The organism is Albidovulum inexpectatum (assembly GCF_002927635.1).
Classification (GTDB): domain Bacteria; phylum Pseudomonadota; class Alphaproteobacteria; order Rhodobacterales; family Rhodobacteraceae; genus Albidovulum; species Albidovulum inexpectatum.
On the sequence record NZ_PRDS01000005.1, the window covers coordinates 148,325 to 173,185 of the forward strand.

The 24,861-nt window shown below is 64.8% G+C and carries 23 protein-coding genes; 11 read left to right on the forward strand and 12 right to left on the reverse strand.

Annotated elements, in window-relative coordinates:
* The first annotated feature begins 44 nt into the window (after positions 1–44).
* Entirely contained in the window at positions 45–1,316 is a 1,272-nt protein-coding gene (gene lysA, locus LV82_RS09365; RefSeq protein WP_104071068.1) for a diaminopimelate decarboxylase, read from the forward strand.
* Between the two features lie 63 nt (positions 1,317–1,379).
* Positions 1,380–4,079: a DUF4175 domain-containing protein gene (locus LV82_RS09370; protein WP_342750184.1), complete on the forward strand. Its 2,700-nt coding sequence runs from the start codon at positions 1,380–1,382 to the stop codon at positions 4,077–4,079.
* Between the two features lie 30 nt (positions 4,080–4,109).
* On the opposite strand, the gene LV82_RS09375 is transcribed toward LV82_RS09370, so the two are convergent.
* Positions 4,110–4,988, reverse strand: a complete 879-nt coding sequence (locus LV82_RS09375) for a zinc-ribbon domain-containing protein (protein ID WP_170063395.1) — start codon at positions 4,986–4,988, stop codon at positions 4,110–4,112.
* A gap of 177 nt (positions 4,989–5,165) precedes the next feature.
* On the opposite strand from LV82_RS09375, the gene LV82_RS09380 reads away from it, so the two are divergent.
* Genes LV82_RS09380 through LV82_RS09390 form a run of 3 tightly spaced genes read left to right on the forward strand, consistent with a single transcriptional unit; the run spans position 5,166 to position 7,497 of the window.
* Complete coding sequence (locus LV82_RS09380; RefSeq protein ID WP_104071273.1) at positions 5,166–5,837, forward strand: cell division ATP-binding protein FtsE; 672 nt, start codon at positions 5,166–5,168, stop codon at positions 5,835–5,837.
* Positions 5,834–6,742 carry a cell division protein FtsX gene (locus tag LV82_RS09385; RefSeq protein ID WP_245873129.1) on the forward strand — a complete coding sequence of 303 codons (909 nt, stop codon included), beginning with the start codon at positions 5,834–5,836 and terminating at the stop codon, positions 6,740–6,742. Before LV82_RS09380 ends, LV82_RS09385 begins: the two co-directional genes overlap by 4 nt.
* The gene (locus tag LV82_RS09390; RefSeq protein WP_104071071.1) at positions 6,739–7,497 is read left to right on the forward strand and encodes a lysophospholipid acyltransferase family protein; all 759 of its coding nucleotides are present in this window, start codon (positions 6,739–6,741) and stop codon (positions 7,495–7,497) included. The genes LV82_RS09385 and LV82_RS09390 overlap by 4 nt, the downstream gene beginning before the upstream one ends.
* Here the strand turns inward: LV82_RS09390 and LV82_RS09395 are convergent.
* Positions 7,494–8,495 carry a zinc ABC transporter substrate-binding protein gene (locus LV82_RS09395; protein WP_104071276.1) on the reverse strand — a complete coding sequence of 334 codons (1,002 nt, stop codon included), beginning with the start codon at positions 8,493–8,495 and terminating at the stop codon, positions 7,494–7,496. The two genes, LV82_RS09390 and LV82_RS09395, sit on opposite strands and share 4 nt — an antisense overlap.
* Before the next feature lie 82 nt (positions 8,496–8,577).
* On the opposite strand from LV82_RS09395, the gene LV82_RS09400 reads away from it, so the two are divergent.
* Genes LV82_RS09400 through LV82_RS09410 form a run of 3 tightly spaced genes read left to right on the forward strand, consistent with a single transcriptional unit; the run spans position 8,578 to position 10,611 of the window.
* Complete coding sequence (locus LV82_RS09400) at positions 8,578–9,075, forward strand: Fur family transcriptional regulator (RefSeq protein ID WP_104071072.1); 498 nt, start codon at positions 8,578–8,580, stop codon at positions 9,073–9,075.
* Positions 9,072–9,833, forward strand: a complete 762-nt coding sequence (locus tag LV82_RS09405) for a metal ABC transporter ATP-binding protein (RefSeq protein ID WP_104071074.1) — start codon at positions 9,072–9,074, stop codon at positions 9,831–9,833. Before LV82_RS09400 ends, LV82_RS09405 begins: the two co-directional genes overlap by 4 nt.
* A complete protein-coding gene (locus LV82_RS09410; protein ID WP_104071075.1) occupies positions 9,826–10,611 on the forward strand; it encodes an iron chelate uptake ABC transporter family permease subunit in 786 nt (261 codons plus the stop codon). Before LV82_RS09405 ends, LV82_RS09410 begins: the two co-directional genes overlap by 8 nt.
* On the opposite strand, the gene LV82_RS09415 is transcribed toward LV82_RS09410, so the two are convergent.
* Positions 10,608–11,918, reverse strand: a complete 1,311-nt coding sequence (locus LV82_RS09415) for a UDP-glucose dehydrogenase family protein (RefSeq protein ID WP_104071077.1) — start codon at positions 11,916–11,918, stop codon at positions 10,608–10,610. The genes LV82_RS09410 and LV82_RS09415 overlap by 4 nt on opposite strands.
* Positions 11,919–12,065: 147 nt before the next feature.
* Between LV82_RS09415 and LV82_RS09420 the strand changes: the two genes are divergently transcribed.
* Complete coding sequence (locus LV82_RS09420) at positions 12,066–12,716, forward strand: CAP domain-containing protein (protein WP_170063396.1); 651 nt, start codon at positions 12,066–12,068, stop codon at positions 12,714–12,716.
* Positions 12,717–12,855: 139 nt separating this feature from the next.
* Positions 12,856–13,062: a hypothetical protein gene (locus tag LV82_RS09425; protein ID WP_104071082.1), complete on the forward strand. Its 207-nt coding sequence runs from the start codon at positions 12,856–12,858 to the stop codon at positions 13,060–13,062.
* An 84-nt stretch (positions 13,063–13,146) separates the two neighbouring features.
* Here LV82_RS09425 and LV82_RS09430 read toward each other — a convergent pair whose 3' ends face one another.
* From LV82_RS09430 to LV82_RS09470, 9 genes are all read right to left on the reverse strand, one after another.
* Positions 13,147–13,707, reverse strand: coding sequence for a YjbF family lipoprotein (locus LV82_RS09430; protein ID WP_170063397.1), 561 nt, complete (start codon positions 13,705–13,707; stop codon positions 13,147–13,149).
* Between the two features lie 140 nt (positions 13,708–13,847).
* Positions 13,848–15,986, reverse strand: coding sequence for a YjbH domain-containing protein (locus LV82_RS09435; RefSeq protein WP_245873130.1), 2,139 nt, complete (start codon positions 15,984–15,986; stop codon positions 13,848–13,850).
* Between the two features lie 125 nt (positions 15,987–16,111).
* A complete protein-coding gene (locus LV82_RS09440) occupies positions 16,112–17,260 on the reverse strand; it encodes an iron-containing alcohol dehydrogenase (protein WP_104071088.1) in 1,149 nt (382 codons plus the stop codon).
* Positions 17,257–18,645 carry an aldehyde dehydrogenase family protein gene (locus LV82_RS09445; protein ID WP_104071090.1) on the reverse strand — a complete coding sequence of 463 codons (1,389 nt, stop codon included), beginning with the start codon at positions 18,643–18,645 and terminating at the stop codon, positions 17,257–17,259. The genes LV82_RS09440 and LV82_RS09445 overlap by 4 nt, the downstream gene beginning before the upstream one ends.
* A 31-nt stretch (positions 18,646–18,676) precedes the next feature.
* On the reverse strand, positions 18,677–20,041 hold the full coding sequence (locus tag LV82_RS09450; protein ID WP_104071091.1) for a glutamine synthetase family protein: 1,365 nt from the start codon (positions 20,039–20,041) through the stop codon (positions 18,677–18,679).
* Positions 20,042–20,157: 116 nt separating this feature from the next.
* Positions 20,158–21,195: a TRAP transporter substrate-binding protein gene (locus LV82_RS09455; RefSeq protein ID WP_104071092.1), complete on the reverse strand. Its 1,038-nt coding sequence runs from the start codon at positions 21,193–21,195 to the stop codon at positions 20,158–20,160.
* Between the two features lie 49 nt (positions 21,196–21,244).
* Positions 21,245–22,573, reverse strand: a complete 1,329-nt coding sequence (locus tag LV82_RS09460) for a TRAP transporter large permease (protein ID WP_104071094.1) — start codon at positions 22,571–22,573, stop codon at positions 21,245–21,247.
* Positions 22,570–23,079, reverse strand: a complete 510-nt coding sequence (locus tag LV82_RS09465) for a TRAP transporter small permease subunit (protein ID WP_104071095.1) — start codon at positions 23,077–23,079, stop codon at positions 22,570–22,572. Before LV82_RS09465 ends, LV82_RS09460 begins: the two co-directional genes overlap by 4 nt.
* A 1-nt stretch (position 23,080) precedes the next feature.
* A complete protein-coding gene (locus tag LV82_RS09470; RefSeq protein WP_104071278.1) occupies positions 23,081–23,857 on the reverse strand; it encodes an N-formylglutamate amidohydrolase in 777 nt (258 codons plus the stop codon).
* A 128-nt stretch (positions 23,858–23,985) separates the two neighbouring features.
* Here LV82_RS09470 and LV82_RS09475 point away from each other — a divergent pair, with 128 nt between their 5' ends.
* Positions 23,986–24,858: a MurR/RpiR family transcriptional regulator gene (locus LV82_RS09475; protein WP_104071279.1), complete on the forward strand. Its 873-nt coding sequence runs from the start codon at positions 23,986–23,988 to the stop codon at positions 24,856–24,858.
* Positions 24,859–24,861: the final 3 nt, after the last annotated feature.

A 24,861-nucleotide genomic window follows, 5' to 3' on the forward strand; every position in this document is an offset into this window, starting at 1 on the left:
TGGTCTAAACCTGCCACAGCGCAACGGGTAGCAGGGGCAGGGGGATGGACCATTTTCTGTATCGCGACGGCATGCTGCATGCCGAGGACGTGCCGCTGTCCGAGATCGCGGCCGCGGTCGGCACGCCCTTTTACGTCTATTCGACCGCGACCCTCACGCGCCACTACCGCCTGTTCGAGGAAGCGCTGTCGCCGCTGCCTCATGTGATCTGCTTTGCCATGAAGGCCTGCGGCAACCTGTCGGTCGTTCGCACGCTGGCCAATCTTGGCGCCGGGGCGGATGTGGTTTCGGTCGGCGAGTATCTGAAGGCCCGCGCGGCGGGCGTTCCGGGCGACAGGATCGTCTTTTCCGGCGTCGGCAAGACGCGCGAGGAAATGCGCACGGCCCTGACCGGCGGCATTCGCCAGTTCAATGTCGAGAGCGAACCGGAACTGGCCGCGCTGGACGAGGTCGCCCGTTCACTTGGTCTGCGGGCACCGGTTGCGATCCGCGTCAATCCCGATGTCGATGCACGCACGCATGAAAAGATCGCAACCGGCCGCAAGGAAAACAAGTTCGGCATCCCGATCTCGCGCGCCGTCGAGGTCTATGCCCAGGCCGCCGCGATGAAGGGCATCGAGGTCATGGGCATCGACGTCCATATCGGCTCGCAGCTCACGGAGCTCGAGCCGTTCGAGCAAGCCTATCTCAAGGTTGCCGAGCTGACCCGAGCCCTGCGTTCGCAGGGGCATGACATTCGGCGGCTGGATTTGGGCGGGGGGCTGGGAATTCCCTATGAGCGGTCCAATTCGGCCCCGCCCCTGCCGACGGAATATGGCGAGGTCGTCAAGCGCACGGTCGGCGATCTGGGCTGCGAGATCGAGATCGAGCCGGGCCGTCTGATCGCCGGCAATGCGGGCCTGCTGGTGTCCAGCGTGATCTACGTGAAGTCGGGCGAAGAGCGGGACTTCCTGATTCTCGACGCCGCGATGAACGACCTGATGCGGCCGACGCTGTATGGCGCGCGCCACGAGATCGTGCCCGTGCAGGAGGCCGTGCCCGGCATGGAACAACGTCTTTACGACGTCGTGGGGCCGGTCTGCGAGACAGGTGACACATTCGCGCGGCAGTATCCGCTGCCCGCCCTTGGACCGGGCGACATGGTCGCGTTCCGCTCGGCCGGGGCCTATGGTGCGGTGATGGCTTCGGAATACAATGCCCGGCCCCTGGTGCCCGAGGTGCTGGTGAATGGGGATCAATTCGCCGTCATCCGGCGCCGTCCAAGCTATGACGAGATGATTAATCGCGATAGCATCGCCCCGTGGCTGCAATCCTGAGGCGCGACTTGTCCCTCCGACGCAGCCAGTGAGTCGCACGGGCACGAAAGGACCGGCTTTGCCGTGAAGGGCACGCAACATCCCCGGGACGAGCCGCTGCGCCGGCTTGAACGCCCCTTGCGGATCACGCGGGCGGCCATGACCGTCGAGAGCGCGGCTCATGCGTTCTGGCCCGCGGGCTCGATCCTCTTGCTTGCGATATCCGTCCTGGCATTCGGTCTGACCGATCATCTGTCGCAAGGCGTCGGGCTGGCCGTTCTGGCGGCGTTTGGCATCGGGCTGGTCCTGGCCATCGGGCTTGGCCTGCGCCGCTTTCGCCTGCCGACACGGGACGAGGCAATGGCGCGGCTTGACGCCCAATTTCCGGACAGGCCGATCTTGGCCCTGTCCGACCAGCTTGCCGTCGGCCGGTCCGACCCGTCCAGCGCGGCGGTCTGGCGCGCGCATCTGCGCCGCATGGCCGATCGTCTGAATGGGTTGAGACCCTCGCCCCCGCGCATCCGTCTTGCCGCGCAGGATCCGTTCGCGCTGCGCCTTGTGGCGCTGACGGCGGCCGCGATGGCCCTGCTGTTTGGCGCGCCCGAACGCGTGGCCGATCTGCCCGCCGAATCCCTGCGCGCGGGCCGGGCCGAGGCCAGCGGCCCGTCATGGGAGGGCTGGGCCGAGCCCCCGACCTATACGCGATTGCCGGCGGTTTACCTGAACGAAGTCGAGGACACCGCGCTGACCCTGCCCGAGGGGACGCGGATTCTGTTTCGAATTTACGGCGAGCCCGGCGATATCGGGATCGAGCAGACCATCGCCGGGGGCCCCCTGACCAGCGCCACGGACACGGATAGGCCGGTTGGGGATTCGGACGCATCCGGGCCGGTCTCGGTGGAATTCGAGGCCGTGCGCAGTGGCGATCTGCGGGTCACGGGATCCGGCGGACGCGGCTGGCAGATCGAGGTGCTGCCTGACCTGCCGCCCGAAATCTCGGTTTCAGGGCCGATCGGCAAGGAGGCCGATGGCCGGTTCGTGCAGCCATTCACGGCGCAGGATGACCACGAGATCGTGGCAGGCCGGGCCGTGATCGAGCTCGATCTCGACCGTGTCGATCGTCGCCATGGGCTTGCGGCCGGACCCGAAGCGCGCCCCGCACTGGTCTTCGATCTGCCGCTGCCGATCACGGGCGATCGTGCCCGGATCGAGGAGGCACTGGTCGAGGACGCATCGAAGCACCCCTTTGCCAATCTTCCCGTCCGGATGGTTCTTGAGGTGACCGACGGCAGGGGGCAGACCGGCCAGAGCGCTCCGCAACTGGTGATTCTGCCGGGGCGGACCTTTTTTGACCCGGTCGCGGCGGCGCTGATCGAAATGCGGCGCGACCTGTTGTGGACGCGGGACAATGCGCGGCGCGTCTCGCAAATCCTGCGGGCAATCACGCACCGGCCTGAAGGACTTTTGCGCAACGAGCGCGCCTATCTGATGATCCGCGTGGCGATGCGGCGGCTGGACGGTGCACTGGCCCAGGGGCCTTTGTCGGATGCGATGCGCGACGAAATTGCCGAGGCGCTGTGGGAAATTGCGCTTTTGATCGAGGATGGCGGCCTGTCCGATGCTCTGGAGCGGATGCGACAGGCGCAGGACCGCCTGGCCGAGGCGATCCGCAGGGGTGCGTCGCCCGAAGAGATCGAACGGCTGATGCAGGAGCTGCGGGAAGCGACCGACGAATATATCCGGCGTCTGGCCAAGAACATGGAACGGCGTGGCCCCGACGAGCCGGGCCAGCAGCAGGCCGATAACGGCCAGCAGATCACCGGTGACCAGATCCAGCAGATGATGGACGAAATCCAGCGCCTGATGGAAGAAGGCCGCATGGCCGAGGCGCAGGAGCTTCTGGAACAGTTCCAGCGAATGATGGAAAACCTGCGCGTCACCGAGGGGCAGAGCGGCGAAGGCCAGCCCATGCCCGGCGGCGAGGCGATGGAAGGTCTGCGCGAGACATTGCGCGATCAGCAGCGCCTGTCGGATGAGGCGTTCGGCGAATTGCAGCGCCAGTTCGGTCAGCAACCTGGCCAGCCGATGCCCGGTCAGTCTCAACCCGGCAATCCCGGTCCGGGACAGCCTCAACCCGGTCAGAACGGCGGCCAGGATCAGCCCGGCCAGGGACAGCAGGGACAGGGCGGGCAGGGGCAGGGGAGCGACCAGCCCGGTCAGCAGGGACAGGGGGCCGAGCCCCGACAGGGCGAGGGGCAGGCAGGTCGTCAGCCCGGTGAAAGCGGTCGGGATCTTGCAGCCCGCCAGCGTGCCCTGCGCGAGATGCTCGAAGGCCAGCTGCGACAGGGATTGCCCGGAAATGATGCCGAGGCGCGGGAACGCGCACGCCGCGCGCTCGAGGACGCTGGCCGCGCGATGGAGGGTGCCGAAGGCGCCCTTCGCGACGGCGATCTGCCGGGCGCCATCGAACGGCAGGCCGAGGCAATCGAAAATCTTCGAGAGGGTCTGCGCGGCCTGAACGAGGCGCTTGCGCAGAATCGCGAAGGTCAGCCCGGCAACGGCGATCAGCAGGGTGAGGCCGGGACACGCCAGGTCCAGCGCGATCCGCTGGGTCGGACGGTCGGCCAGGGCGGTCGGATCGGCACGGAACGGGACATGCTGCAAGGGCAGGATGTCTACCGCCGTGCTCAGGATCTTCTGGACGAGATCCGCCGCCGCTCGGGCGAGATGACGCGGCCGCAGATCGAGCTGGACTATCTCAGGCGCTTGCTCGACCGGTTCTAGGCCGGTCGTGCGGATGCGCCGGTCGGGCCCTTAATCCCCTTGCAGCGCGGTGGTCAGATCCTGCATGCGCGCATCCAGCCACATGCGGGCACCATCGACGCCCTGTGCATAGGTCGCAAGGCCGGACTTCAAGGCTGGAAAACGTTCCGCCAGTTGTGGAGCGAAGAGATAGACCGCGACCAGGCAGACGGCCAGCAGCAGGGCCAGACTGAACCCCAGCCGGAAGCCGCGCCGATCCCGCTGGGCGACGGCCTCGGGCGCGTCCATCGCGGCCGGTTCGTCACCGCGTTCGGAACTTGCCCGCAGGGTGGACTTGATTTCTTCGATATCGGGCAGGGCAACCTTGTTGCCCGTCCCTTTGCCGGACTCGGGTGTTTCGGCGGCTTGCTCGGATCCTGTCGCCGCGGGCTGGGCGCCATCGGTCGATGCGCTGCGCGCCGGTGCTGCCGCCGTCAGGCCGAGGTCGGTCTGGGTTTCGATGCCGCCGCGCTCGGCCTCCCGCGCTCGGCGTTCGCGCTCGGCTTCCTCCCGCAGGACGCTGAGCACCGATTCGTCGATCTTGCGCGGCGGCGGCGCGGGCATGGCATCTTCGTCGGCCGGCTCATCCTCGGCGTCATCGATGTCCGCATCATGCGCGCGGGGTGTCGTCGCCGAAGCCTGTGTTGACGCGGATTCAGGCGGCGTCGGCTCGTCCGGCGCCATGGCGCGCGCTTCGGGCCGGGGCGGCTCTGCCAATCCGGGTGCTTCTTCTGATGTCTTTTCGGCAGCGTGCCCGACCGATGGGCGCTTCGCGGGCATCTGGAACCACGCATGGCCACAATTGGAACACTGGACATCCCTGCCGCTCTCGGGGATGACGCTGTCGTCGACTTCGTACTGCGCGCCGCAGCTTGGGCAGGTCAACCGCATGAGATACCCGTCTGGTTTCAATCTTTTCGCGCCAAGGGCGATCGGGGATGACCCGTTTGCCCAAGTCTTGCCCAAGTAGTAGCAAGCAAATCGGCGCGCTCCAAGACGCGACGACATTTCGCCGGAAAACGGGCCCAGACAATGATGAATTCGCCACGCAGTCCCGACGATCGCAGCGTGATCGCCTTTTCCGACGTTACCCACGGATATGGGGGGTCACCTTTGCTGCATGGCGTCTCGGTCCGCATCGCTCCGGGAAGCTTTCATTTCCTGACCGGCCCATCGGGCGCAGGCAAGACAACCCTGTTGAAGCTTTGTTATCGGGATCTGGTGCCGCAACAGGGCAGCGTATCGGTGTTTGGTCAGGAGACCGCGCAGATGGACCGCGACGCCGTGGCCCTGCTGCGTCGGCGTGTCGGCGTGGTGCACCAGGATTGCCGCTTTCTGGACCACTTGACGATCGACGAAAACGTCGCATTGCCTGTGACAGTGTCCGGGCGGCATATCGACCCGGCCGAGCTGGGCGAGCTGCTGGCGTGGGTCGGGCTGTCGCGTCGCGCCGGGGCGCTGCCGGCAGAATTGTCGGGGGGCGAACGTCAGCGTGCCGCGCTGGCACGCGCGGTCATCACGGCGCCCGAAATACTGATTGCCGATGAGCCGACGGGCAATCTGGACTGGGACATGTCGCTGCGGCTGCTGACCTTGCTGGTCGAGCTGAACCGGATGGGCAAGACCATCCTGATTGCAACGCATGACCTGAACCTGATCCGCGCCGCAAAGACGCAGGTTTCCGCGCGCGTCCTGCGTATTGCGAACCGACGGGTCGAACTGGCGGGGGCTGATCTGTGACACGGGTTTTCGATCATGTCATCGCGGTGATTGCCGGGCGCGGACCGGCCAATCGCATCGTTCCGCCCAGCGGCGCCACGGTCTGGCCGACGGTTCTGGCCGCCGGCGCAATGGCGTTCCTTGCGGTTTTCGCCCTGTCCGTGGCATTGGCGACCGATCGCCTGGCCGATCGCTGGGCCGACAGCCTTGCCCACAGCGCCACGGTGCGCGTGACGGTCGCGCCCGACCAGGCGGATCAGGCCGTGGACTCGGTGCTGCGGATTCTCGCGCAGACCCCCGGCATTGCCGAGGCGCGCGCGCTGGATCAGCAAGAGATCTCGCAACTTCTGGCGCCCTGGCTTGGGGCCGAGCTGCCGCTGGAGGACCTGCCCTTGCCGCGGCTGATCGAGATCCGCGAAACGGATGCTGGCTTTGACGCCGAATCCCTGCGCCTGCGCCTGTCGGCCGAGGTTCCGGGCGCCGAACTTGACGATCATGCCCGCTGGCGCCGCCCATTGGTCCTTGCCGCGGGGCGCATCCGTGCGTTGGGCATGGTGTCGCTTGGGCTGATCGTGGCGGCGATGGCGGCCATGGTGACCCTTGCCGCGCGCGCGGCACTTGCGGCCAACCGGCAGGTCATCGAGGTGCTGCGCCTGGTGGGGGCGCGTGATGCCTATATTGCGCGCGCCTTCGTGCGACGCTTCACCCACCGGGCAGGCACGGGCGCGCTTGTGGGTACTCTGGTCGGCATGTCTGCCATCGCGCTTCTGCCCGGCCCCGCGCAAGAAGGTGCGGGTTTCCTGTCCGGGCTGGGTTTTCGTGGCGCGGAATGGCTGCTGCCGCTGGTGATTCCGGTCGTTGCCGCTATCGTGGCCTTTGCAGCAACCCGCGCCGCGGCTCGGGGCGCCCTGAGGGAAGTGCAATGAGATTGATCCTGCAATATATCCTGTCGATGATTTTCATCGTCCAGATGTACCTGATGATGGCGATCTACGCGCTGTACTGGACGCCGCGCGTGATGTTTCGGCGCGAGGCGGCCTATGACGCCGTTCACGCCTATTGCAACTGGGTGCGCTGGTCGGCCGCCGCCATCGTGGGGCTGCGTTCCGAGATCCGGGGCGAAGTGCCCACGGATGAGGTTCTGATCGCGGCCAAGCATCAGAGCTTCTTTGACATCATCCTGATCGTCTCGGCCGTCCCGCGCCCGAAATTCATCATGAAGAAAGAACTTCTATGGGCGCCCATCGTCGGGTGGTACGCCAGAAAGATCGGCTGTGTCCCCGTTGATCGCGGCAAGCGCGGCCAGGCAATCCGGCGCATGCTGGCCGAGGTCAAGGCGGGCCGCGAGCTGCCCGGGCAGCTGATCATCTATCCGCAGGGTACCCGCGTCGCCGCCGGCGCGCGCAGGCCCTACAAGGTAGGTGTGGGCATTCTCTATTCCCAGCTTGGGCAGGATTGCGTGCCAGCCGCGACCAATGTCGGCGTGTTCTGGCCACGTCACGGGATCCTTCGCAAGCCCGGTCTTGCCGTTGTGGAATTTCTGCCGCGCATTCCCGCCGGCCTGCCCGTCGAGGAATTCATGGCCCGGATCGAGCCGATGATCGAAGAGGCCTCGGACCGGCTGATGGAGGAAGCGGGTTTTGTTCTGCCCGACCGTCCGCGCCAGCCCGCCGACGCCTAGGATCCGCTGGCGCAATCGGCGATGGCCTGCGCCAGCGAACGCATCATCGTCTCATACAGCATCGGGCCCGGTTCAATCCTACGCCCGGCGGGATCGACCGGGGCGCCGATGCGCAAGCCCGTGCCATCGGCAAGAAGACGGATCGCGCGATCGTCACGTCCGGCTTCCGGGAGAATGCAGCCGATCTCGCCTGCTTCGATCATCGCGCGCAGTTGCGAAAGATGCCCCGCGCCCGGCGTCGTTGCGTCCCCTTCGGCAAGCGTGGCGACAATCTTCAGGTCATACTGGTCGGCAAAATACCCATAGGCATCATGCGCAAACGCCAAAGGCACGTCGCGTGCCGGAGCCAGAGTCGCGCGCAGGGATTCGTCCAGGGCGCGCAGCCGCGCCTGGGTCAGCGTGGCGTTCGCGCGATAGGTGACCGCATTTGCCGGATCGATCTGCGCCAGCGCGTCTGCAATCACCCCGACCCACAGGGCGGCATTGTCCGGGTCCAGCCATGCATGGGGATCGATACCTTCATGGCGATGGGGCTCTTGATGGTCAGCCGCTTCGGCATGATGGTCGTGGTCGTGGTCGTGGTCGTGGTCGTGGTCGTGGTCGTGGTCGTGGTCGTGGTCGTGGTCGTCATAGTTATCGCCCGTCGCGGAATCGTCCTTTGGGTCCCCATATTCGCGCAGGGTGACGCCAGGCTGGTGAAGAAGCGCCACGGTCCTGCCCTTGCGGTCGGCAAGGGCGCGCTCCAGCCATGGTTCCAGCTCGGGGCCGACCCACAGGATCAGAGACGCGCCATTCAGAACGCTGACTTGCGAAGGGCGCAGCTGCATGTGGTGCGGATCGGCCCCCTGATCGACCAGAAGCCGAGGCCGACCCAGTTCCCCCATCACGGCCGAGGTCAGGGAATGCACGACGGGAATGTCGGTCACCACCTCGGGCGTCTGGCCAAGGCTGGGCCAGGCCGTCAGCAGGTAAAGGCACAGGGCAAGCGTGCGTTTCATCGGACCCTCCGGCAGGTTGTCAAGCATTCGAGCGTCATGTATGTTATATCGTAACAAGTCAAGGGATAAGGTCCTGCCAGCAATGCCTGCCGATCAGCCCAACCCAGCCGTGGCCTTTGCCAAGCATGACCATTCCGATTGCGCGCATCGGATTCTCGACCGTGCCGAGAAGCTGAGCGAGGCGCGCGGCGTTCGTCTGACACCCGTGCGCCGCAGGACGCTGGAAATCCTGCTGGAATCACACCGCGCGATGGGAGCCTATGAGGTATTGGAGCGTCTGGCGCAAGACGGGTTCGGCCATCAGCCGCCGGTGGCCTATCGCGCGCTGGATTTTCTGGTCGAACACGGTCTGGCCCACCGGATCCGGCGGTTGAACGCCTTTGCGGCCTGCATGGCGCCGGGCCAGACCCACAATCCCGTATTCTTCATCTGCCGCGCCTGCCAATCCGTTGCCGAATCTTCCACGCCCGAACTGCGCGATCGCATCGACGCGGCCGCGGATGCGATCGGCTTCGAGGTCGAGCGCGCAAATGTCGAGGCCCTTGGCCTGTGTCCCGCCTGTGCCGACAGAGAGGAATGATGCTGATCGAAACCCATGGCCTGTCGGTTCGCCGGGGCAACGCAACCGTCCTGCGCGATGTCGATCTTGCCATTGCGCAGGGCGAGATCGTGACCATCGTCGGCCCGAACGGATCGGGCAAGTCCACGCTGGTCCGCGCCCTGATCGGGCTTGAGCCATTGTCCGCAGGCACGCTCTGGCGCAAGCCGGGCCTGAGAATCGGCTATGTGCCGCAACGGCTGCATGTCGATGCGACGCTGCCGATGACCGTGCGTCGATTTCTGTCGCTGCCCCAGCGTGTCAGCGACGAAGCCGCCCGCGTCGCCCTGACCAGGACGGGCGTTCCGGACGTCGCCCAGCGCCAGCTTTCGGGCCTGTCGGGCGGACAATTGCAAAGGGTCCTGTTGGCACGCGCGCTTCTTTCGCAGCCCGACATCTTCATCCTGGACGAGCCTACCCAGGGGCTGGACCAGCCCGGAACCGCCGCCTTCTATCGCCTGATCGAGGAATTGCGCGCCGAGACCGGCGCGGCCGTGCTGATGGTCAGCCATGACCTGCATGTGGTGATGAGCGCTTCGGACCGGGTGATCTGCCTGAACGGTCATGTCTGTTGTCAGGGCGCGCCGCATGTCGTGTCGGCTGCGCCGGAATACAGGGCCCTGTTCGGGCTGGGGACCGGCGGAACGCTGGCGCTGTACCGGCATCTGCATGACCACGACCACGATGGCGAGGCCCATGCCCACAATCACGATCATGCGCGGGAGCATGAGGATGCCTGACGATTTCATCTTGCGCGCGGCACTGGCCGGCGTCGGGCTCATGCTGGCCGCGGGGCCGCTGGGGGCCTTCGTCATCTGGCGGCGCATGGCCTATACGGGGGACGCCACCGCACATGCGGCCATTCTGGGCGTTGCGCTGGCGCTTGCGACCGAAATGCCGATTGCCCTTGGCACCGCGATCGTCGCGCTGGCCATGGCGCTTGCCGTGTCCGCGCTGACCGGGCGCGGCCGGGCGGCCGATACCGTGCTTGGCGTGCTTGCCCATTCGGCCCTTGCGCTGGGCCTGGTGGCGGTGTCGTTCCTGCCCTCGGTGCGTTCGGATCTTTCCGTCTGGCTGTTCGGTGACGTCCTGACCGTCAATGCCCGCGACGTGGCGACGATCTGGGCCGGTTCTGGCGCGGTTCTGGGGCTGCTGGCCTGGCGTTGGGGGGCGCTGCTGACAGCCACGTTGAGCGATGAGCTGTCGCAGGCCGCGGGCTTTTCCCCGCGGCGGCAGCAGCTTGTCCTGACGGTTGCGGTCGCGTTGACGGTTGCGGTCGCGTTGAAGATCGTGGGCGCGTTGATGACCGGCGCGATGCTGGTCATCCCGGCTGCCGCGGCGCGTTCGTTGGCGCGCAGTCCCGAGGCAATGGCCCTGTGGGCGGTCTTGATTGGCAGCCTGTCGGTGGTCGGCGGGCTGATCGCGTCACTGCGACTGGACACGCCCGCCGGACCGTCGATCGTGGTCGTGGCCGCGACGATCTTTGCCCTGACCTTGCCGCTGGCGCGGTACCGCTAGGCGCCGCGACCCACGCCGGTATAGGCCTCGAAGCCCGCCTCGCGCACGGCCTGGGGCGCATAGACATTGCGCAGATCGGCCATGCGCGCCTTGCGCATGACCCCGGCAAGACGGGGCAGGTCCAGTGCGCGGAACTCGTTCCACTCGGTCAGGATGACGACGGCATCGGCGTCCCGGGCGGCCTGATAGGCATCCTCCATCCAGGTCACGCCGGGCAGCAGGGCCTCGCCTTCGCGCCGCCCCTGCGGATCGACGACGCGCACGCGAGCGCCGTTGCCCACCAGCGCGGGAACGATCGTCAGCGACGGGGCTTCACGCATGTCATCGGTATTGGGCTTGAAGGTCACGCCAAGGACCGCGATCGTCTTGCCGTTCACCGAGCCGTCGCACAGATCCATGATCTTGTCGACCATGCGGCGCTTGACCTCGTCATTGACCTTGATCACCGTTTCGACGATCTGCAGCGGGCTGGCATGATCCTGCCCGATCCGCGCCAGGGCCCGCGTGTCCTTGGGGAAGCAGGAACCGCCGAAGCCCGGACCGGCATGCAGGAACTTGGGGCCGATGCGGCCGTCCAGGCCGATCCCCTTGGCGACCTGTTTCACATCCGCGCCGACCCTTTCGCAAAGCTGGGCGATTTCGTTGATGAAGGTGATCTTTGTCGCCAGGAAAGCGTTTGCCGCATACTTGATCAGCTCGGCTGTCTCGAGGTCGGTATAAAGGATGGGAAAGTCACGCAGGAACAGCGGGCGATAGATTTCGCCCATGATCTTGCGCGCGCGATCCGAGGTCACGCCGACCACGACCCGGTCGGGACGCATGAAATCGTCGATCGCGGCGCCTTCGCGCAGGAATTCGGGATTCGATGCCACATCGAAATCGGCATTGGGGTTGGCACGCGCGATCACCTCGCGGACGACCGCATTCGTGCCGACGGGCACGGTGGATTTGGTCACCACGACGGCATAGCCCGTCAGGGCATGGGCAATATCCTCGGCCGCCTGCATCACATAGGTCAGGTCCGCATGCCCGTCGCCGCGCCGCGAGGGCGTGCCCACCGCGATGAACACGGCGTCAGCCCCGTCCACGGCGGATTGCAGATCGCGGGTGAAGCTGAGACGCCCGGCGGCGACATTGCGCGCCATCAGCACGTCCAACCCGGGCTCGTAGATCGGCACTTCTCCGCGCGCAAGCTTGTCGATCTTGGCGGGGTCCTTGTCGACGCAGACAACCTCGTGTCCAAAGTCCGACAGGCAGACGCCGGTAACGAGCCCGACATAGCCGGTGCCGATCATCGCGATTTTCATGGTCCACTCCTGCTCAGGGCCGCCACGGAATGGACCGAACTCGGGCCGGGTGTCAATGTCAGACCGTTTGCCGGCCGGTTTGCGCCATCGTGTTGCCCAAGTTGGGGGGCAAATGTCGCAAGAAGGCACGACTTGGGGATGAGATCGATGATCCAGCATATCGAAGCCGCGCGCGGCGCCCGACTGATGCTTGCAGTCGCGGCACTGATCGTGGCCATGTCGGGCATGGCGGCGGCATGTTCGCGTGCGATGCCGCAGGGGGCCGATCAGGTCGTCGCCGCCAACGGGCGCATCGATGCCGGATTGATTGACGCGGCGATCCGGGCCGAGGTCAACTATCACCGTTGCCGTGCGGGGCTGCCCGCACTGGCCGGCGAAAAGGGCCTGGCCAGGGTGGCGCGGAAACATGCCGAATGGATGGCGCGCGCGCGAAAGCTGTCGCACCGTTCGACGGTGCCGGGCCAATCCACCGCCGTGTCGCGGCTGAAGGCGTCCCGCGTGAAGTTTCGCGCGGGGTCGGAAAACATCGGCTATCTGGCGCGATATCGGATCGACGGGACACGTTTCCGGATCGTCAATTCCGGTGCCTGCCATTTCGAGATCAGCCGTGGCAAACCCGTTCCACCACACAGCTATGCCAGCCTTGCGCGTACCATCGTCCGGCTTTGGATGGATTCGCCCGCACATCGGCGAAACATCCTGGACCGCAAGGTCAGCCGGGTCGGATCTGGGGCCGCTCTGGACCCCAGGGCGGAACATTGTGGGCGCTTCTACGTTTCACAAAGCTTCGCTGGGTAAGAAGGAGTGGCGTTTTGGGCACAGATCTGCGACTGTTCAAGCGAGCCGATCTTGCCTCTTCATTTCTCGCGCGAAGTGTGTTGATATCCCAATCGGCCGCCGTCCTTAGGGCGGCGATGTCTCAAAATGGAGAGTGGACATGAAAAAGATTGTTACCCTTGCTTCGGTCCTGACGCTGACCGCTGGTGCCGCGTTTGCCGGCGGCATGGCCGAGCCGATGGTTGAAGCCGAGCCGATCGTCATCGAAGATGCGCCTTCGTCGAACATGGGCCTGCTGATCCCGGCTCTGCTGGTTCTGGCCATTGCGGCGGCCGCTTCGGATTCGTCGTCGGGCACCAACGACTGATCTGATCGGTGACATGGAATTTCATAGCCGGGCCCGTGGCCCGGCTATTTTTTTCGGTGAGTTCCGGCGATCATGCCAATGTCCTCAGGGTCTGAGGACCTGAATCGTGACATAGCCAAGGGCCGGCCCGATCCACTGCCGAGAGGCCAGCATCGCGCCGTTGCCCGTTACCCAATAACTGTTGGTGATCGTCAGGCCCCCGCCCGCCGTCTGGCAGGTTTCTTGAACGCGGGTGACATTCACCCGCTGCCCGCCCGCTTCCAGTGTCTCGCTGCCGGCAGGCAAGATTCGGCACGACATGGGTAAGGGGCGTTCGATCCCCTCGCCGTCAAGAAAGCGGTATTTTCGGTTGCTCTTGCCAGACTGACGAGACCGCACAATTCGCGCGGTTTCGCCGATATCCGAGGACATCAGATCATTCCCAAGACCGCGGCTTGAAACCACGATGCCATCGTTGAAGGCAAGCGTCCTTTCGTCCGGCGTGGCATAAGTCCTCACGCGCCCGTTTCGGCCGTATTCGCCCAGAACCGTGGTCAGTCCGACTGTCTCGAACTGCGCCAGCACAAGCGGGCCGTCGAACGACTGAAGCGCCGATGCGGCAAGGCGCGCGGGGTCGACCGGCTTGGGTCTTGTTCCATTCGGCATCAGTCGTTGGGCAATCTGCCTGAAGGCATCGCGCGTCAGGCGACTGCCTTCGGTTTGGGCCGCGTCGTTCCCGCAGGCAGCAAGCATAAGGCAGGCAGACAGGAACAAGCCGGCGCGCAAGCGCTGGGAGCGTTGGACTTTCACCGCCAGAATCTCCCCCATTGGATCTGCATGTCGCGCTGATGCGTGTCGCGGATGGTTTCGTAAAGACGCCCATCGACGGCCAGCCTTGCGCCTCCGTCGCGATTGAGCGGCTTGATCACGCTGGACACCTTGTTGCGCGACGGCTGACCGGTCACCCAAGACAGCGGAACCGTCAGCCGGATACCCTTGTCAAAGGACCCTTCGCCGAATTCCTCCTCGGATACGTCGGTGAACGTGGCATAAGCCCCGACCTTCCATCCATTGGCGAATTCCCGGTCCAGCGTGAAGGTCGCGCCCCAGTCGCCGGCCAGATACCTGCCCGCATCGATCTGACCGTGAAAGCCGTTGCCGAAGTCGTAATAGGCCGAGACATGACCCGTGGTGACCTCGTAGTCGCGGAAGGTGAACAGGGTATCGAAGTCCCTCTGGCGAACCCGGTTGATTTCGACGCCCAGGGCGAATGGACTGTCGACGGGTTTCCACAGAAGCTCGCCCGAAATGCCGCCGAACATCCGCTCCAGAAGCCCGACGGTCACGCGCCCGTAAAGATCCGGTGCGGGGCGGCTATACCAGGCCAGCGTCAGATCATGCAGCGCGGGGTCGCCCTGTTTCTGGTATTCGACGGCGTCCGAACGGACATGCGGCAGGATCGAATCCGACACCCGGGTGCTTTGATCCAGATTGCCGACAACCTTCTTGCGCAGTCGGCCCGAGGCGATCAGGCCGGGCGCGAATTCATAGCGACCCTTGAGCTGAAGGCCGAAATCGGCACGCAACGGATCGTCAGGGTCGAAGAACGATGCCTCGCCATATGGCGTGACCGCCCAGGTCAGCCGGGGATAGGCCGCCGGATTCGCCACAAGACCCGCCCCGTCGGATCGGGCGGGATCCGCAAACTCGGCGCGGTTGAGGATCTTGTAGGCGGCGTCATGCTCCAGGGCCTCGACATCCGATCTTTGCAACGTGACCGACGAGGTCGGGATCCCTTCGGCCACCGAGGTGATAACCATGGTCTCGACCGATGGGGGCAGGGCGCGGGTCAGGATACGGGCAGCGTGCCCGATCGCCTGCGGCTGCGCCAGATAGCGGCGATTGCGGATGCGAATTTCGGCGCGTGTGGCCGACAGGGACATCGCCTCAAGCTGCTGGCCGTCCTTCTCCAGCGCCTTGGCGATCGCGGACTGAACGCCGGGTTGAACCTCGGGGTCACTGGTCCAGTCCGTGCGCCATGCTTCGGGGTCCAAGTTGCGCTGGGGCCGGGGGCGGACGGGAAGCGGTGCCTTTTCGATCCCGCTGGGCGCGGGGGGGCGCCGGGGGTCAATCGCCATGGTCAGTTGCAGGCCCAGTTCCGAGCCATACAGATAATATCCCGACAGGTTCGCTGATTTCCCAAGGCGATAGTCGAAACCCAGGTTGAGCGAAGAATCCCGCGTGAATGTGCCGTAGGACGTTTCCTGATCGTAGGCGTCGGACGAATATTCGGCCTTCACCGTCAGCTTGTCGGTCGCGGCCCAGGACAGGCCGAAGAAGGGTGCCGCGGGCCCCCGGAACCATTGGTCCGTATTCGCCTTGCCGCCCTTGCCGAAGTCCAGCGGCGGGCGCGAACCGAACGGTGTTCCGATATCGCCGTGGCTGCCCAGACGGCCCCAGCCCAGACCTGCGGATACTTTCAGGCGGGGCGTGATCGTCTTGGTGGCGACGACGTATTCCCCCGAATAGACGCCGGTGCCGATGAAATCGCGCAGGCCGATCGCGATTGCGGGCCGCATGCCTTTTTCATCCAGCACACGATAATGGATGTCGAACGATCGGTCATAAAGTAAGTCGCCATTGTAGATCTTCGGCACGCGCGAGTACCGGAAGGCCCCGGTGATGCGATCGGTCAGCTGGAACGTGCTTGTGATGCGCATGCCGCCGGCAAACCGGAAAACGGAAGCTGTCAGCAGCCCTTCGCGGTTGCTTTCGGCCGTCGGCATGTCGATCAGGCCGGGCAATCCGAATGTTCCCGGGCTGGGCTTGAGAACGGGATCTGCATAGGCAATTACCGCCCCCATGGCCACGGCGCTGCAAAGGCCCGCGCCGACGCGGCCAAGCCATTTGCGTTCGCGCCGTGCTGTGCGTGGTGCTGTGATCACTGTCCTGCCGCCTGCTTGTCCGATTTCGGTGCAGACTATAGCGGTTCGGGGGCGCCGCGCCATAGGCGGCGACCCGTTTCGCGATGCTGCTGGCAGTCTGTTGCCGGTTGGACGCGCCCCTTGGCCTAAAGGCAGGCTTCGAACAATGCTCGCGTGTTCTCGTACGTCATCGGGATCGGGTTTCCGCCGCAAGACGGGTCTTCGATTGCCATTTTCGTCAGCTCGTCCAGCCTGTCACGTTCAACGCCAAGCTCGGAGAGCGAGCGGGGAATCCCGAGTTCCTCGCGAAGCGACACGATGCGCGCGCGGAAACCGTCGAACCCGCCCGCGATACCCAGATAGGCTGCGGCCATCGAGATTTTTTCCTCGATCGCCGGACGGTTGAAATCCAGGACCATCGGCATCACCACGGCATTCGTCGTGCCGTGATGGGTGTTGTAGACGGCCCCCACGGGATGGGACAACGCATGGATTGCGCCCAGCCCTTTCTGGAACGCCACGGCGCCCATGGCGGCGGCCGACATCATGTGGGCGCGCGCCGTCAGATCCGTGGGCGTTGCATAGGCGCGCGGCAGGTTCTCGAAAACCAGCCGCATGCCTTCCAGCGCGATTCCCTGGCTCATCGGGTGGTAGTGCGGGCTGCAATAGGCCTCGAGACAATGAGCCAGCGCATCCATCCCCGTGCCAGCCGTGATGAAGGCCGGCATGCCCACGGTCAATTCGGGATCGCAGATCGTCACCGTCGGCATCAGTTTGGGATGGAAGATGATCTTTTTTCGGTGCGTCTGCGAATTGGTCAGGACGCCCGCGCGCCCGACCTCGGATCCCGTGCCGGCCGTGGTTGGCACCGCGATGATGGGCGCGATCGTGTCCGGGTTGGCGCGCGTCCACCAGTCGCCGATATCCTCCAGCTCCCAGACCGAGACGGGCTGATCCACCATCAACGCGATCAGCTTGCCCAGATCCAGGGCCGAGCCCCCGCCGAAACAGACCACACCATCATGCCTGCCCGCGCGATAGACCTGCAACCCGGCTTCCAGGTTGCGTTCGTTCGGGTTCGGATCGACGTCGCAGAACATCGCGCGCCCAAGGCCGCCGGCATCCAGGATGTCCAGCGCACGGCGCGTGATGGGCAGTTCCGCCAGCGCCCTGTCGGTGACCAGAAGCGGGCGGCGCATGCCGGCCGCGCGACAATGCTCGGCCAGTTCGGCAATGCGGCCCGGTCCGAACTTGATTGCGGTCGGATAGGACCAGTTCGCTGTCGGAGCGGTCATTTCAGCACCTTTCGCAGATGGTAGGATTTCGGCCGGGTGACCGAGTGATAGCCAAGTACCGACAGCGCGGCGCCGCGCCCGGTATCCTTGCAGCCGGTCCAGCACAGGGCCGGGTCAAGATAGTCGCAGCGGTTCTGGAAGACCGTGCCGGTTTCAAGCCTGCGGCCGATCCGCGCCGCCCGGTCGGCGTCCTGCGTCCACAACGACGCAGTCAGGCCATAGTCGCAGTCGTTCATCAGGGCCACCGCTTCGTCGTCATTGTCCACCGGCATGATGCCGACAACCGGGCCAAAGCTTTCTTCGCGCATCACGCGCATTTCGTGGTTCACATCGACCAGGATCTGGGGCGCAAGATAGGTTCCGCCATCGTCCTGCGGAAACAGCGCCGGATCGATGAGGGCCCGCGCCCCATCGGTGATCGCATCGGCGATCTGGCTTCGCACCGTATCGGCAAAGCGGCGATTGGCCATTGGTCCAAGAGTTGTCTCGGGGTCCAGCGGATTGCCCAGCTTCTGGCGTTTGACCCATTCGACCGCGCGTTCCACGAAGTCGTCGAAAAGGGGCCCAGCGACATAGATCCGCTCGATACCGCAACAGCATTGGCCGGAATTGAACATCGCGCCGTCCATCAGCCCGTCAACCGCCGCATCGAGATCGGCATCCTCCATGACATAGCCCGGATCCTTGCCGCCCAGTTCCAGCCCCAGCGCCGTGAACGTGCCGGCAGCGGCGCGTTCGATCGCGCGCCCGCCATTGACCGATCCGGTGAAGTTCACGAAATCGAAGGCGCGCGAGGCAATCAGGTGCTCGGTCGCCGCGTGATCGAGCACGACATTCTGGAAGACATCCTGTGGCACCCCCGCAGCGTGGAACGCCTCGGCGAGGCGCTCACCCGCCAGAAGCGTCTGGCTTGCATGTTTCAGCATCACGGTATTGCCGGCGATCAGCGCGGGCACGATCGTGTTGATCGCGGTCAGGTAGGGGTAGTTCCATGGCGCGATGACAAGGACGACGCCCTGTGGCTCGCGTTCGATCCGGCGTTCGAAATGCTCCGAGGATTCGACGATCATCGGTGCCAGGGCCTCGGCGGCAATCGCGGCCATGTAGTCGGTGCGTTCGTTCACCCCGCCGAATTCGCCGCCATAGCGGACCGGGCGGCCCATCTGCCAGGCCAGTTCCTCGACGATGCGGTCCTTCATCTGGTTGAGCCTTTCGACCCCCGCGCGCACCAGGGCAATGCGTTCATCGAGGGGACGATCGGCCCAGCCCGGCTGCGCCGCGCGGGCGCGCGATGCGCGCAGTTCCGCTTCGGCCTGGCTCAGGGCCTCGCGTTCGGCATAGACGCGCCCGTCGATGGGCGAGATGCATTGGATCATTCGTGTCATGTCAGTCCTCTTTCGGCGCGGATCGCGCCCGTCAAAGTCGTTCGAACCCGCGGCGCAGTTCCCAGTCGGTCACGACGCGGTCGAATTCGCGGATCTCCCAATGCGCGGCATGCACGTAATGGTCCACGACATCGTTGCCAAAGGCCGCGCGGAGCATGGCCGACCGGTCCATCAGCTCTGTGGCCTCGCGCAATGTCTTCGGGATCTCGCGTGCACCTTCGGCGTGATAGACATCGCCGCGCGTTTCGGGTTCCAGTTCCATCTTCGCCTCGATCCCGGCCAGACCTGCAGCCAGAAGCCCCGCGCAGGCCAGATAGGGGTTCAGATCGGCGCCGCCGATGCGGCATTCGACGCGGATGGCCCTGGTATTCTCGCCGCAGATGCGGAACCCCGCTGTGCGGTTGTCAAAGGACCACACGGCGCGGGTGGGGGCAAACATGCCGATCACGAAACGCTTGTAGCTGTTGATGTTCGGCGCCAGCAGCGCGGTGATCTCGCGCGCATGGGCAAGCTGGCCGGCGACGTAGTGCCGCATCAGGTCCGACATGCCGTGTGGGTCGCCCTCGTCGCGGAAGGCAGGCTGGCCGGACTGCCACAACGACTGGTGGATGTGGCAGGATGAACCCGCCCGTTCGTGGCTGTATTTCGCCATGAAGGTCGCTGCCCGGCCGTGCTGGAACGCGATCTCCTTCACGCCGTTCTTGATGACGGCGTGCATGTCGCAGGTGTCCAGCGCGTCGGAATACTTCGCGTTGATCTCTTCCTGACCGATCTCGGCCTCGCCCTTGGAGTTCTCGATCGGGATGCCCGCGCCCCACAACCCGTTCCGAATGGCGCGCATCACGCTTTCCTCCTTGGTGGTGCCAAAGATGGAATAGTCGATATTGTGACGCCCCAGCGGCCGCAGGTCGCGATACCCGCGATCGTTCAGCGCATCATAGCTGTCCTCGAACAGGAAGAATTCCAGCTCGGTCGCCATCATGGGTTCGAAGCCCAGCTGGCGGGCCCGGGCGATCTGGCGCTTCAGGATGGCGCGCGGACTGACGGCGACTTCCTCATGCGTGTGATGATCCAGCAGATCGCACAGGACCATCGCGGTGCCGGGCAGCCACGGGATACGGCGCAGCGTCGCCATGTCGGGCTTCATCACATAGTCGCCATAGCCCTTTTCCCAGCTGGCCGTGCGATAGCCGGGAACGGTGTACATCTCGACATCGACCGCCAGCAGGTAATTGCAGCAATGCGTTTCCTGCCACGCCGAGTCGACGAAGTGATGCCCGACAAAGCGCTTGCCCATCAGCCGGCCCTGCATGTCGGGGAAGCAGGCGATGACCGTGTCGATTTCGCCCTCGGCCACGGCTTTCTTCAACGCATCGAAGGTCAGGTTGGCGGGCATGTCAGCCTCTCCTTGGTGTGTCCTTGGGCCGGGTTGTGCCCGGGCCACCAGGCGGTGATCCTTGATCAGATCGCGGGGCGGGAAAAGGGGCGGCAAGCGCGCCGCCCCCGGTCGTCTCAGGTATAGCGATAGGGCCGGCCGGCCTTGTCCATCGTTTCATTGTAGGCCTTGAAGATGGAAACGATCCGGGCCTTGGTTTCGCTTTCGGCCGCGATCTCGTCCCAGAATTCGCGGGCGGCGGCCTCGACCTGGGCCCATTCCTCGTCGGGGATCGAGGTCAGTTTCATCTTCGTGCCCTCGACGCGCAGTCGCGCTTCGCCCGCCCAGTACCAGTGCAGGCGGTAATAGTGCGAACTGTCAAAGCAGACCCGCACCAGTTCCTGCAGGTGCTCGGGCAATTCGTTCCACCGGTCCATGTTCGCAAAGAAATGCCCGATCCACGCGCCCGAGATGTTGTTGGTCAGGAAGTAGTTGGTCACATCCGCCCAGCCGACGGTGTAATCCTCGGTGATCCCGGACCAGGCCACGCCGTCCAGCTCTCCGGTCTGCAGGGCGACCTCGATATCCTCCCATGGCAGGGTCACGGGCACGACGCCGAATTTCGACAGGAACCGCCCCGCGGTCGGGAAGGTGAAGATCCGCTTGCCCTGAAGGTCGGCAAGGCTGTTGATCGGGTCCTTGGTCGCGAAGTTGCATGGATCCCATGCCCCGGCCGAGATATGCTTGACGCCCACCTTGGCGTATTCCTCGGCCCAGATCTCGTTCAGGCCCCAGTCATGGAACAGTGCCGGGACGTCCAGCGAATAGCGCGAGGCGAAGGGGAAGTATCCGCCGAAGACCGTCACCTCGGTCGGCGAGGCCATGGAATCGTCGTCCGACTGCACAGCGTCGATCGTGCCGCGCTGCATGGCCTGGAACAATTCGCCCGTCGGAACCAGCTGATCGGCATAGTAGAGCTCGATCTCCATCTGGCCCTGGGCGATCTTGTTGAAACTGTCGACTGCGGGCTTGACCACGTGTTCGCCAAGCGCCGCGCCGGCATAGGTCTGCAGGCGCCACTTGATCGGCGCCTGCCCAAGGACCGCAGGCGCGGCCAGGGTCGAGGCGCCAGCAACCGCGCCTGCCGTCAGGAACTTCCGTCTTGTCGTCGTCATCTTTCATACCTCCTGTGTTGGAAAGAAGCGGCGGTTGTCCCGCCTGTTGTCATCGGTTGTAGAGTGTCTCGGGCAGCCACAGGGCGATCTGCGGAAAGGCGATCACCAGCGCCAGAGCCACGATCATCACGCCAACGAAGGGAACGATCGAACGATAGATGTCGTGCAGCGTGATTTCGGGCGGGGCCATGGCCCGCATCAGGAACAGGTTGTATCCGAACGGCGGCGTCATGTAGGCCACCTGAGTCGTGATCGTGTACAGGACACCATACCAGATCAGGTCGAAGCCAAGCGCATCGACCAGCGGTACATAGAGCGGCGCCACGATCACCAGCATCGCGGTATCGTCCAGAAACGTGCCCATCAGCAGGAAGGTCAGCTGCATGATGATCAGGACAGTCCACCGGTTCAGGTGCAGATCCTCGAGGAACAGCCCCTTGAGCGCATCGACCGCACGCAGCCCGTCAAAGACCGCGCCGAACGCCAGCGCGGCCAGAATGATCCACAGGAACATGCACGACACCGCCAATGTCTGGCGCGTCGCGGTTTCCACGACGGCCCATGTCAGCCGCCCCTTGACGGCGGCCGCCAGCGTCGCGGCCAGCGCCCCGATGACCGAGCTTTCGACCAGCCGCACATAGCCGGTCACGAAGGGCACCATCATGGCCAGGAAGATGCCAAAGGGCAGAAGTCCGGCCCGCAGAAGTCGGATCTTCTCGGCCCGCGAGACCTGCGCGCGTTCCTGCGGCGACAGGACCGGGCCAAGTTCGGGCGAGATGCGGCACCGGATCCAGATGTACAGGATGAACAGCCCCGCCATCATCAGACCGGGCAGGACGCCCGCCAGCCACAGCTTGCCTACCGGCTGGCGCGCGATCATTGCATAGAGCACCAGCACCACCGAAGGCGGGATCAGGATACCCAGTGACGATCCGGCCTGGATCACGCCGGTCACCATCAGCTTGTCGTAATTGCGCCGCAGCAGCTCGGGCAGGGCGATGGTGGCGCCGATCGCCATGCCCGCGACGGACAGACCGTTCATCGCCGAGATCAGCACCATCAGGAAGATCGTGCCGATCGCCAGCCCGCCCGGCACGGGGCCGAACCAGACATGGAACATCCGGTACAGGTCGTCTGCCAGCCGGCTTTCGGACAGGATGTAGCCCATGAAGATGAACATCGGCAGCGTCATCAGGGGGAACCAGCTCATCAGCTTGATCGACTGGGCAAAGGCCAGGTCGTATCCGCCCCGGTCCCCCCACAGCAGCATCGCCGCCACGACGGCGACAAAGCCGATCATGCCGAACATCCGCTGGCCCGTGAACAGCAGAACCAGCATCGCGCCGAACATCGAAAGGGCGATCAGGTTCGGTGTCATGACAGCTCCTTGCCGCGTGCGCGGGCGAGATCCTTGAAGAAGATCGAAATGCTTTGCAGGATCATCAGCGTGATGCCGATGCACATGACCAGCTTGATCGGCCACATGTAGGGCTGCCAAAGACCGCGGCGCTTCTCGCCATATTCGATTGCATAGGCGGTGCTTTCGATGCCGCCATAAAGCAGCACCACGAGGTAGAAGATCAGCGCAAGGATGGTGACCGCATCCACGATTGCCCGGGTGCGATCGCTCCAGCGGCTGTAGAACAGGTCCATCCGCACGGCGCTGTCGAGCTGCAGCGAATAGGCCCCGCCCAGCATGAAGTAGCCAAGCAGCAGGAATTGTCCCATCTCGTCGGTCCAGATCGGCGGGGTGAAGGCCGCCCGGCTGATCGAAGCGTACAGCATCACGCCCATCAGGACGAACAGCAGATACATGGCAAAGCGGCCGACGCGATAATTGATCGCGTCGATCAGGCGAACATATGTCCTGATCCAGTTTGGCATTTCAGACCGTCTCCTTCCCGTTGCCAACGTCTTCAAGCCACTCCAGCGCGCGGCGCAGCGCCTCGGCCAGACCATCGGCGATGCGCGTCACCGCCGCGTCCTCGGCCAGAAGATCGTTGCGCACCTCGATCATGACATGACGCAGGCCATAGGGCGTCGCGTGCAGGCGCAGCGTATGGGCTACGCCGTCGGCAGCCGAATAGGGCGCGTTCAGCTCGCATCTGTGTCCCGTCGTGACCCGCGCACGGTCCAGGACCGTTTCGGCAAAGCTGGCGTCGCCATCGTGGATGAAGCCGATCTCGACATTCCTGGGCTGGCCGAAATAGACCGGCGTGAAGCTGTGAACGGTGACGAAGGCCGGCTGCTCGCCGCGTGCCAGACGCTGGGCCAGCTCGGCCGCGACCCGGGCATGGAACGGAATATAGATCTCGCGCGTGCGGCGCAGGCGCTCGGCAGTCGTCAGGTCGCGATTGCCGGGTATAAGGTAGACTTCGCTCTTTTCCGGCATGGCCGACTGGGCATTCGGGGGACGGTTGAGATCCTGGATCAGCCGTGACACGCCCGCATGGATCAGGACCGAATCGAGCCGCTTCGACAGCGCCCGCGCCAAGGCAAGCGCGCCGGGATCCCAGGCGACATGCGACCGAGCGGTGTCGGCGTCGATGCCAAGATCGCCAAAGGCGTCCGGAAAGGCGTTCGAGGCATGTTCGCAGACCAGCATGAACCGGCCCATACCGGTGCCGTTTTCGACCGTGACCGCGTTGAACGTCTGCGCCATGGTGCCGAAACCCATCCTGTTCGCAACTCAGGCTGGGCCAGCGCCCGCGATTCTGTCAACATGTTTTCAGCGTGCCAAAAGGTGATAAGATCCTTTCTGGCGGGGGGTGCTCAAAAGGGATGCAGGTCATGCCGAATCCGGTGCAGACGATCGAACAGAAGATCAAGGCGCAGTTCGAGACCCTGACACCGGCTGAACGGCGTCTGGCCAGCCATATCGCGCGCCACTATCCGGTGGCGATCCTTGGATCGGTCACGCAGCTTGCGCGCGATGCCGAGGTTTCCAGCCCCACCGTGGTGCGCCTTGCACAAAAGCTGGGCTATCGTGGTTACCCCGACCTTCAGGCCGCCGCGCGCGCCGAGGTCGAGGAGCGGCTGATCTCGCCCATAGCCAAGCATGATCGCTGGGCCGAAAGCGCGCCCGACGCGCATGTCCTGAACCGCTTTGCGGATGCGGTGCTGGGCAATCTTCAGGCCACGCTGGCCCAGGTCGATCGGGCAGAGTTCGACGCGATCGCCGCGCTTCTGGCCGATCCCCGGCGCAAGGTCTATGCGATGGGCGGTCGTATCACCCACGCGATTGCGGATTACTTCGTGACCCACATGCGTGTGATGCGGCGCGATGTTTCGTTGATCTCGGACATGGCGAATGCCTGGCCACCCGCGTTGATCGACATGGCGCCGGGCGATGTCCTGTTGGCGTTCGACATTCGCAGATACGAAAACACCGTCCTTTCGGTGGTCGAGATGGCCGCCGACCAGGGCGCCGAGGTCGTGGTGATCACCGATCAATGGGTCTCGCCCGCCGCGCAGCACGCGCGCCACCGCCTGTCAGCGCATGTCGAGGTGCCCTCGGCATGGGATTCAACCGTGGCGATCCAGGTTCTTGTAGAAACGCTGATGGCAGCGGTGCAGGACCTGAGCTGGCAGGAAACGCAGGCCCGGATGAAGCGGCTGGAAGAACTTTACGCCCGCGCCCGGTTCTTCCGGCGCGGGCGATAAGCC

What these genes read in the sequence shown, in the direction of transcription:
- LV82_RS09465 (WP_104071095.1), bottom strand. Translation starts at nt 23,079, where the DNA reads ATGCCAAACTGGATCAGGACATATGTTCGCCTGATCGACGCGATCAAT.
- LV82_RS09455 (WP_104071092.1), bottom strand. Translation starts at nt 21,195, where the DNA reads ATGACGACGACAAGACGGAAGTTCCTGACGGCAGGCGCGGTTGCTGGC.
- LV82_RS09470 (WP_104071278.1), bottom strand. Translation starts at nt 23,857, where the DNA reads ATGGCGCAGACGTTCAACGCGGTCACGGTCGAAAACGGCACCGGTATG.
- LV82_RS09405 (WP_104071074.1), top strand. Translation starts at nt 9,072, where the DNA reads ATGATGCTGATCGAAACCCATGGCCTGTCGGTTCGCCGGGGCAACGCA.
- lysA (WP_104071068.1), top strand. Translation starts at nt 45, where the DNA reads ATGGACCATTTTCTGTATCGCGACGGCATGCTGCATGCCGAGGACGTG.
- LV82_RS09375 (WP_170063395.1), bottom strand. Translation starts at nt 4,988, where the DNA reads ATGCGGTTGACCTGCCCAAGCTGCGGCGCGCAGTACGAAGTCGACGAC.
- LV82_RS09430 (WP_170063397.1), bottom strand. Translation starts at nt 13,707, where the DNA reads ATGCCGAATGGAACAAGACCCAAGCCGGTCGACCCCGCGCGCCTTGCC.
- LV82_RS09475 (WP_104071279.1), top strand. Translation starts at nt 23,986, where the DNA reads ATGCCGAATCCGGTGCAGACGATCGAACAGAAGATCAAGGCGCAGTTC.
- LV82_RS09410 (WP_104071075.1), top strand. Translation starts at nt 9,826, where the DNA reads ATGCCTGACGATTTCATCTTGCGCGCGGCACTGGCCGGCGTCGGGCTC.
- LV82_RS09450 (WP_104071091.1), bottom strand. Translation starts at nt 20,041, where the DNA reads ATGCCCGCCAACCTGACCTTCGATGCGTTGAAGAAAGCCGTGGCCGAG.
- LV82_RS09425 (WP_104071082.1), top strand. Translation starts at nt 12,856, where the DNA reads ATGAAAAAGATTGTTACCCTTGCTTCGGTCCTGACGCTGACCGCTGGT.
- LV82_RS09440 (WP_104071088.1), bottom strand. Translation starts at nt 17,260, where the DNA reads ATGACCGCTCCGACAGCGAACTGGTCCTATCCGACCGCAATCAAGTTC.
- LV82_RS09420 (WP_170063396.1), top strand. Translation starts at nt 12,066, where the DNA reads ATGATCCAGCATATCGAAGCCGCGCGCGGCGCCCGACTGATGCTTGCA.
- LV82_RS09460 (WP_104071094.1), bottom strand. Translation starts at nt 22,573, where the DNA reads ATGACACCGAACCTGATCGCCCTTTCGATGTTCGGCGCGATGCTGGTT.
- LV82_RS09400 (WP_104071072.1), top strand. Translation starts at nt 8,578, where the DNA reads ATGCCTGCCGATCAGCCCAACCCAGCCGTGGCCTTTGCCAAGCATGAC.
- LV82_RS09445 (WP_104071090.1), bottom strand. Translation starts at nt 18,645, where the DNA reads ATGACACGAATGATCCAATGCATCTCGCCCATCGACGGGCGCGTCTAT.
- LV82_RS09415 (WP_104071077.1), bottom strand. Translation starts at nt 11,918, where the DNA reads ATGAAAATCGCGATGATCGGCACCGGCTATGTCGGGCTCGTTACCGGC.
- LV82_RS09395 (WP_104071276.1), bottom strand. Translation starts at nt 8,495, where the DNA reads ATGAAACGCACGCTTGCCCTGTGCCTTTACCTGCTGACGGCCTGGCCC.
- LV82_RS09390 (WP_104071071.1), top strand. Translation starts at nt 6,739, where the DNA reads ATGAGATTGATCCTGCAATATATCCTGTCGATGATTTTCATCGTCCAG.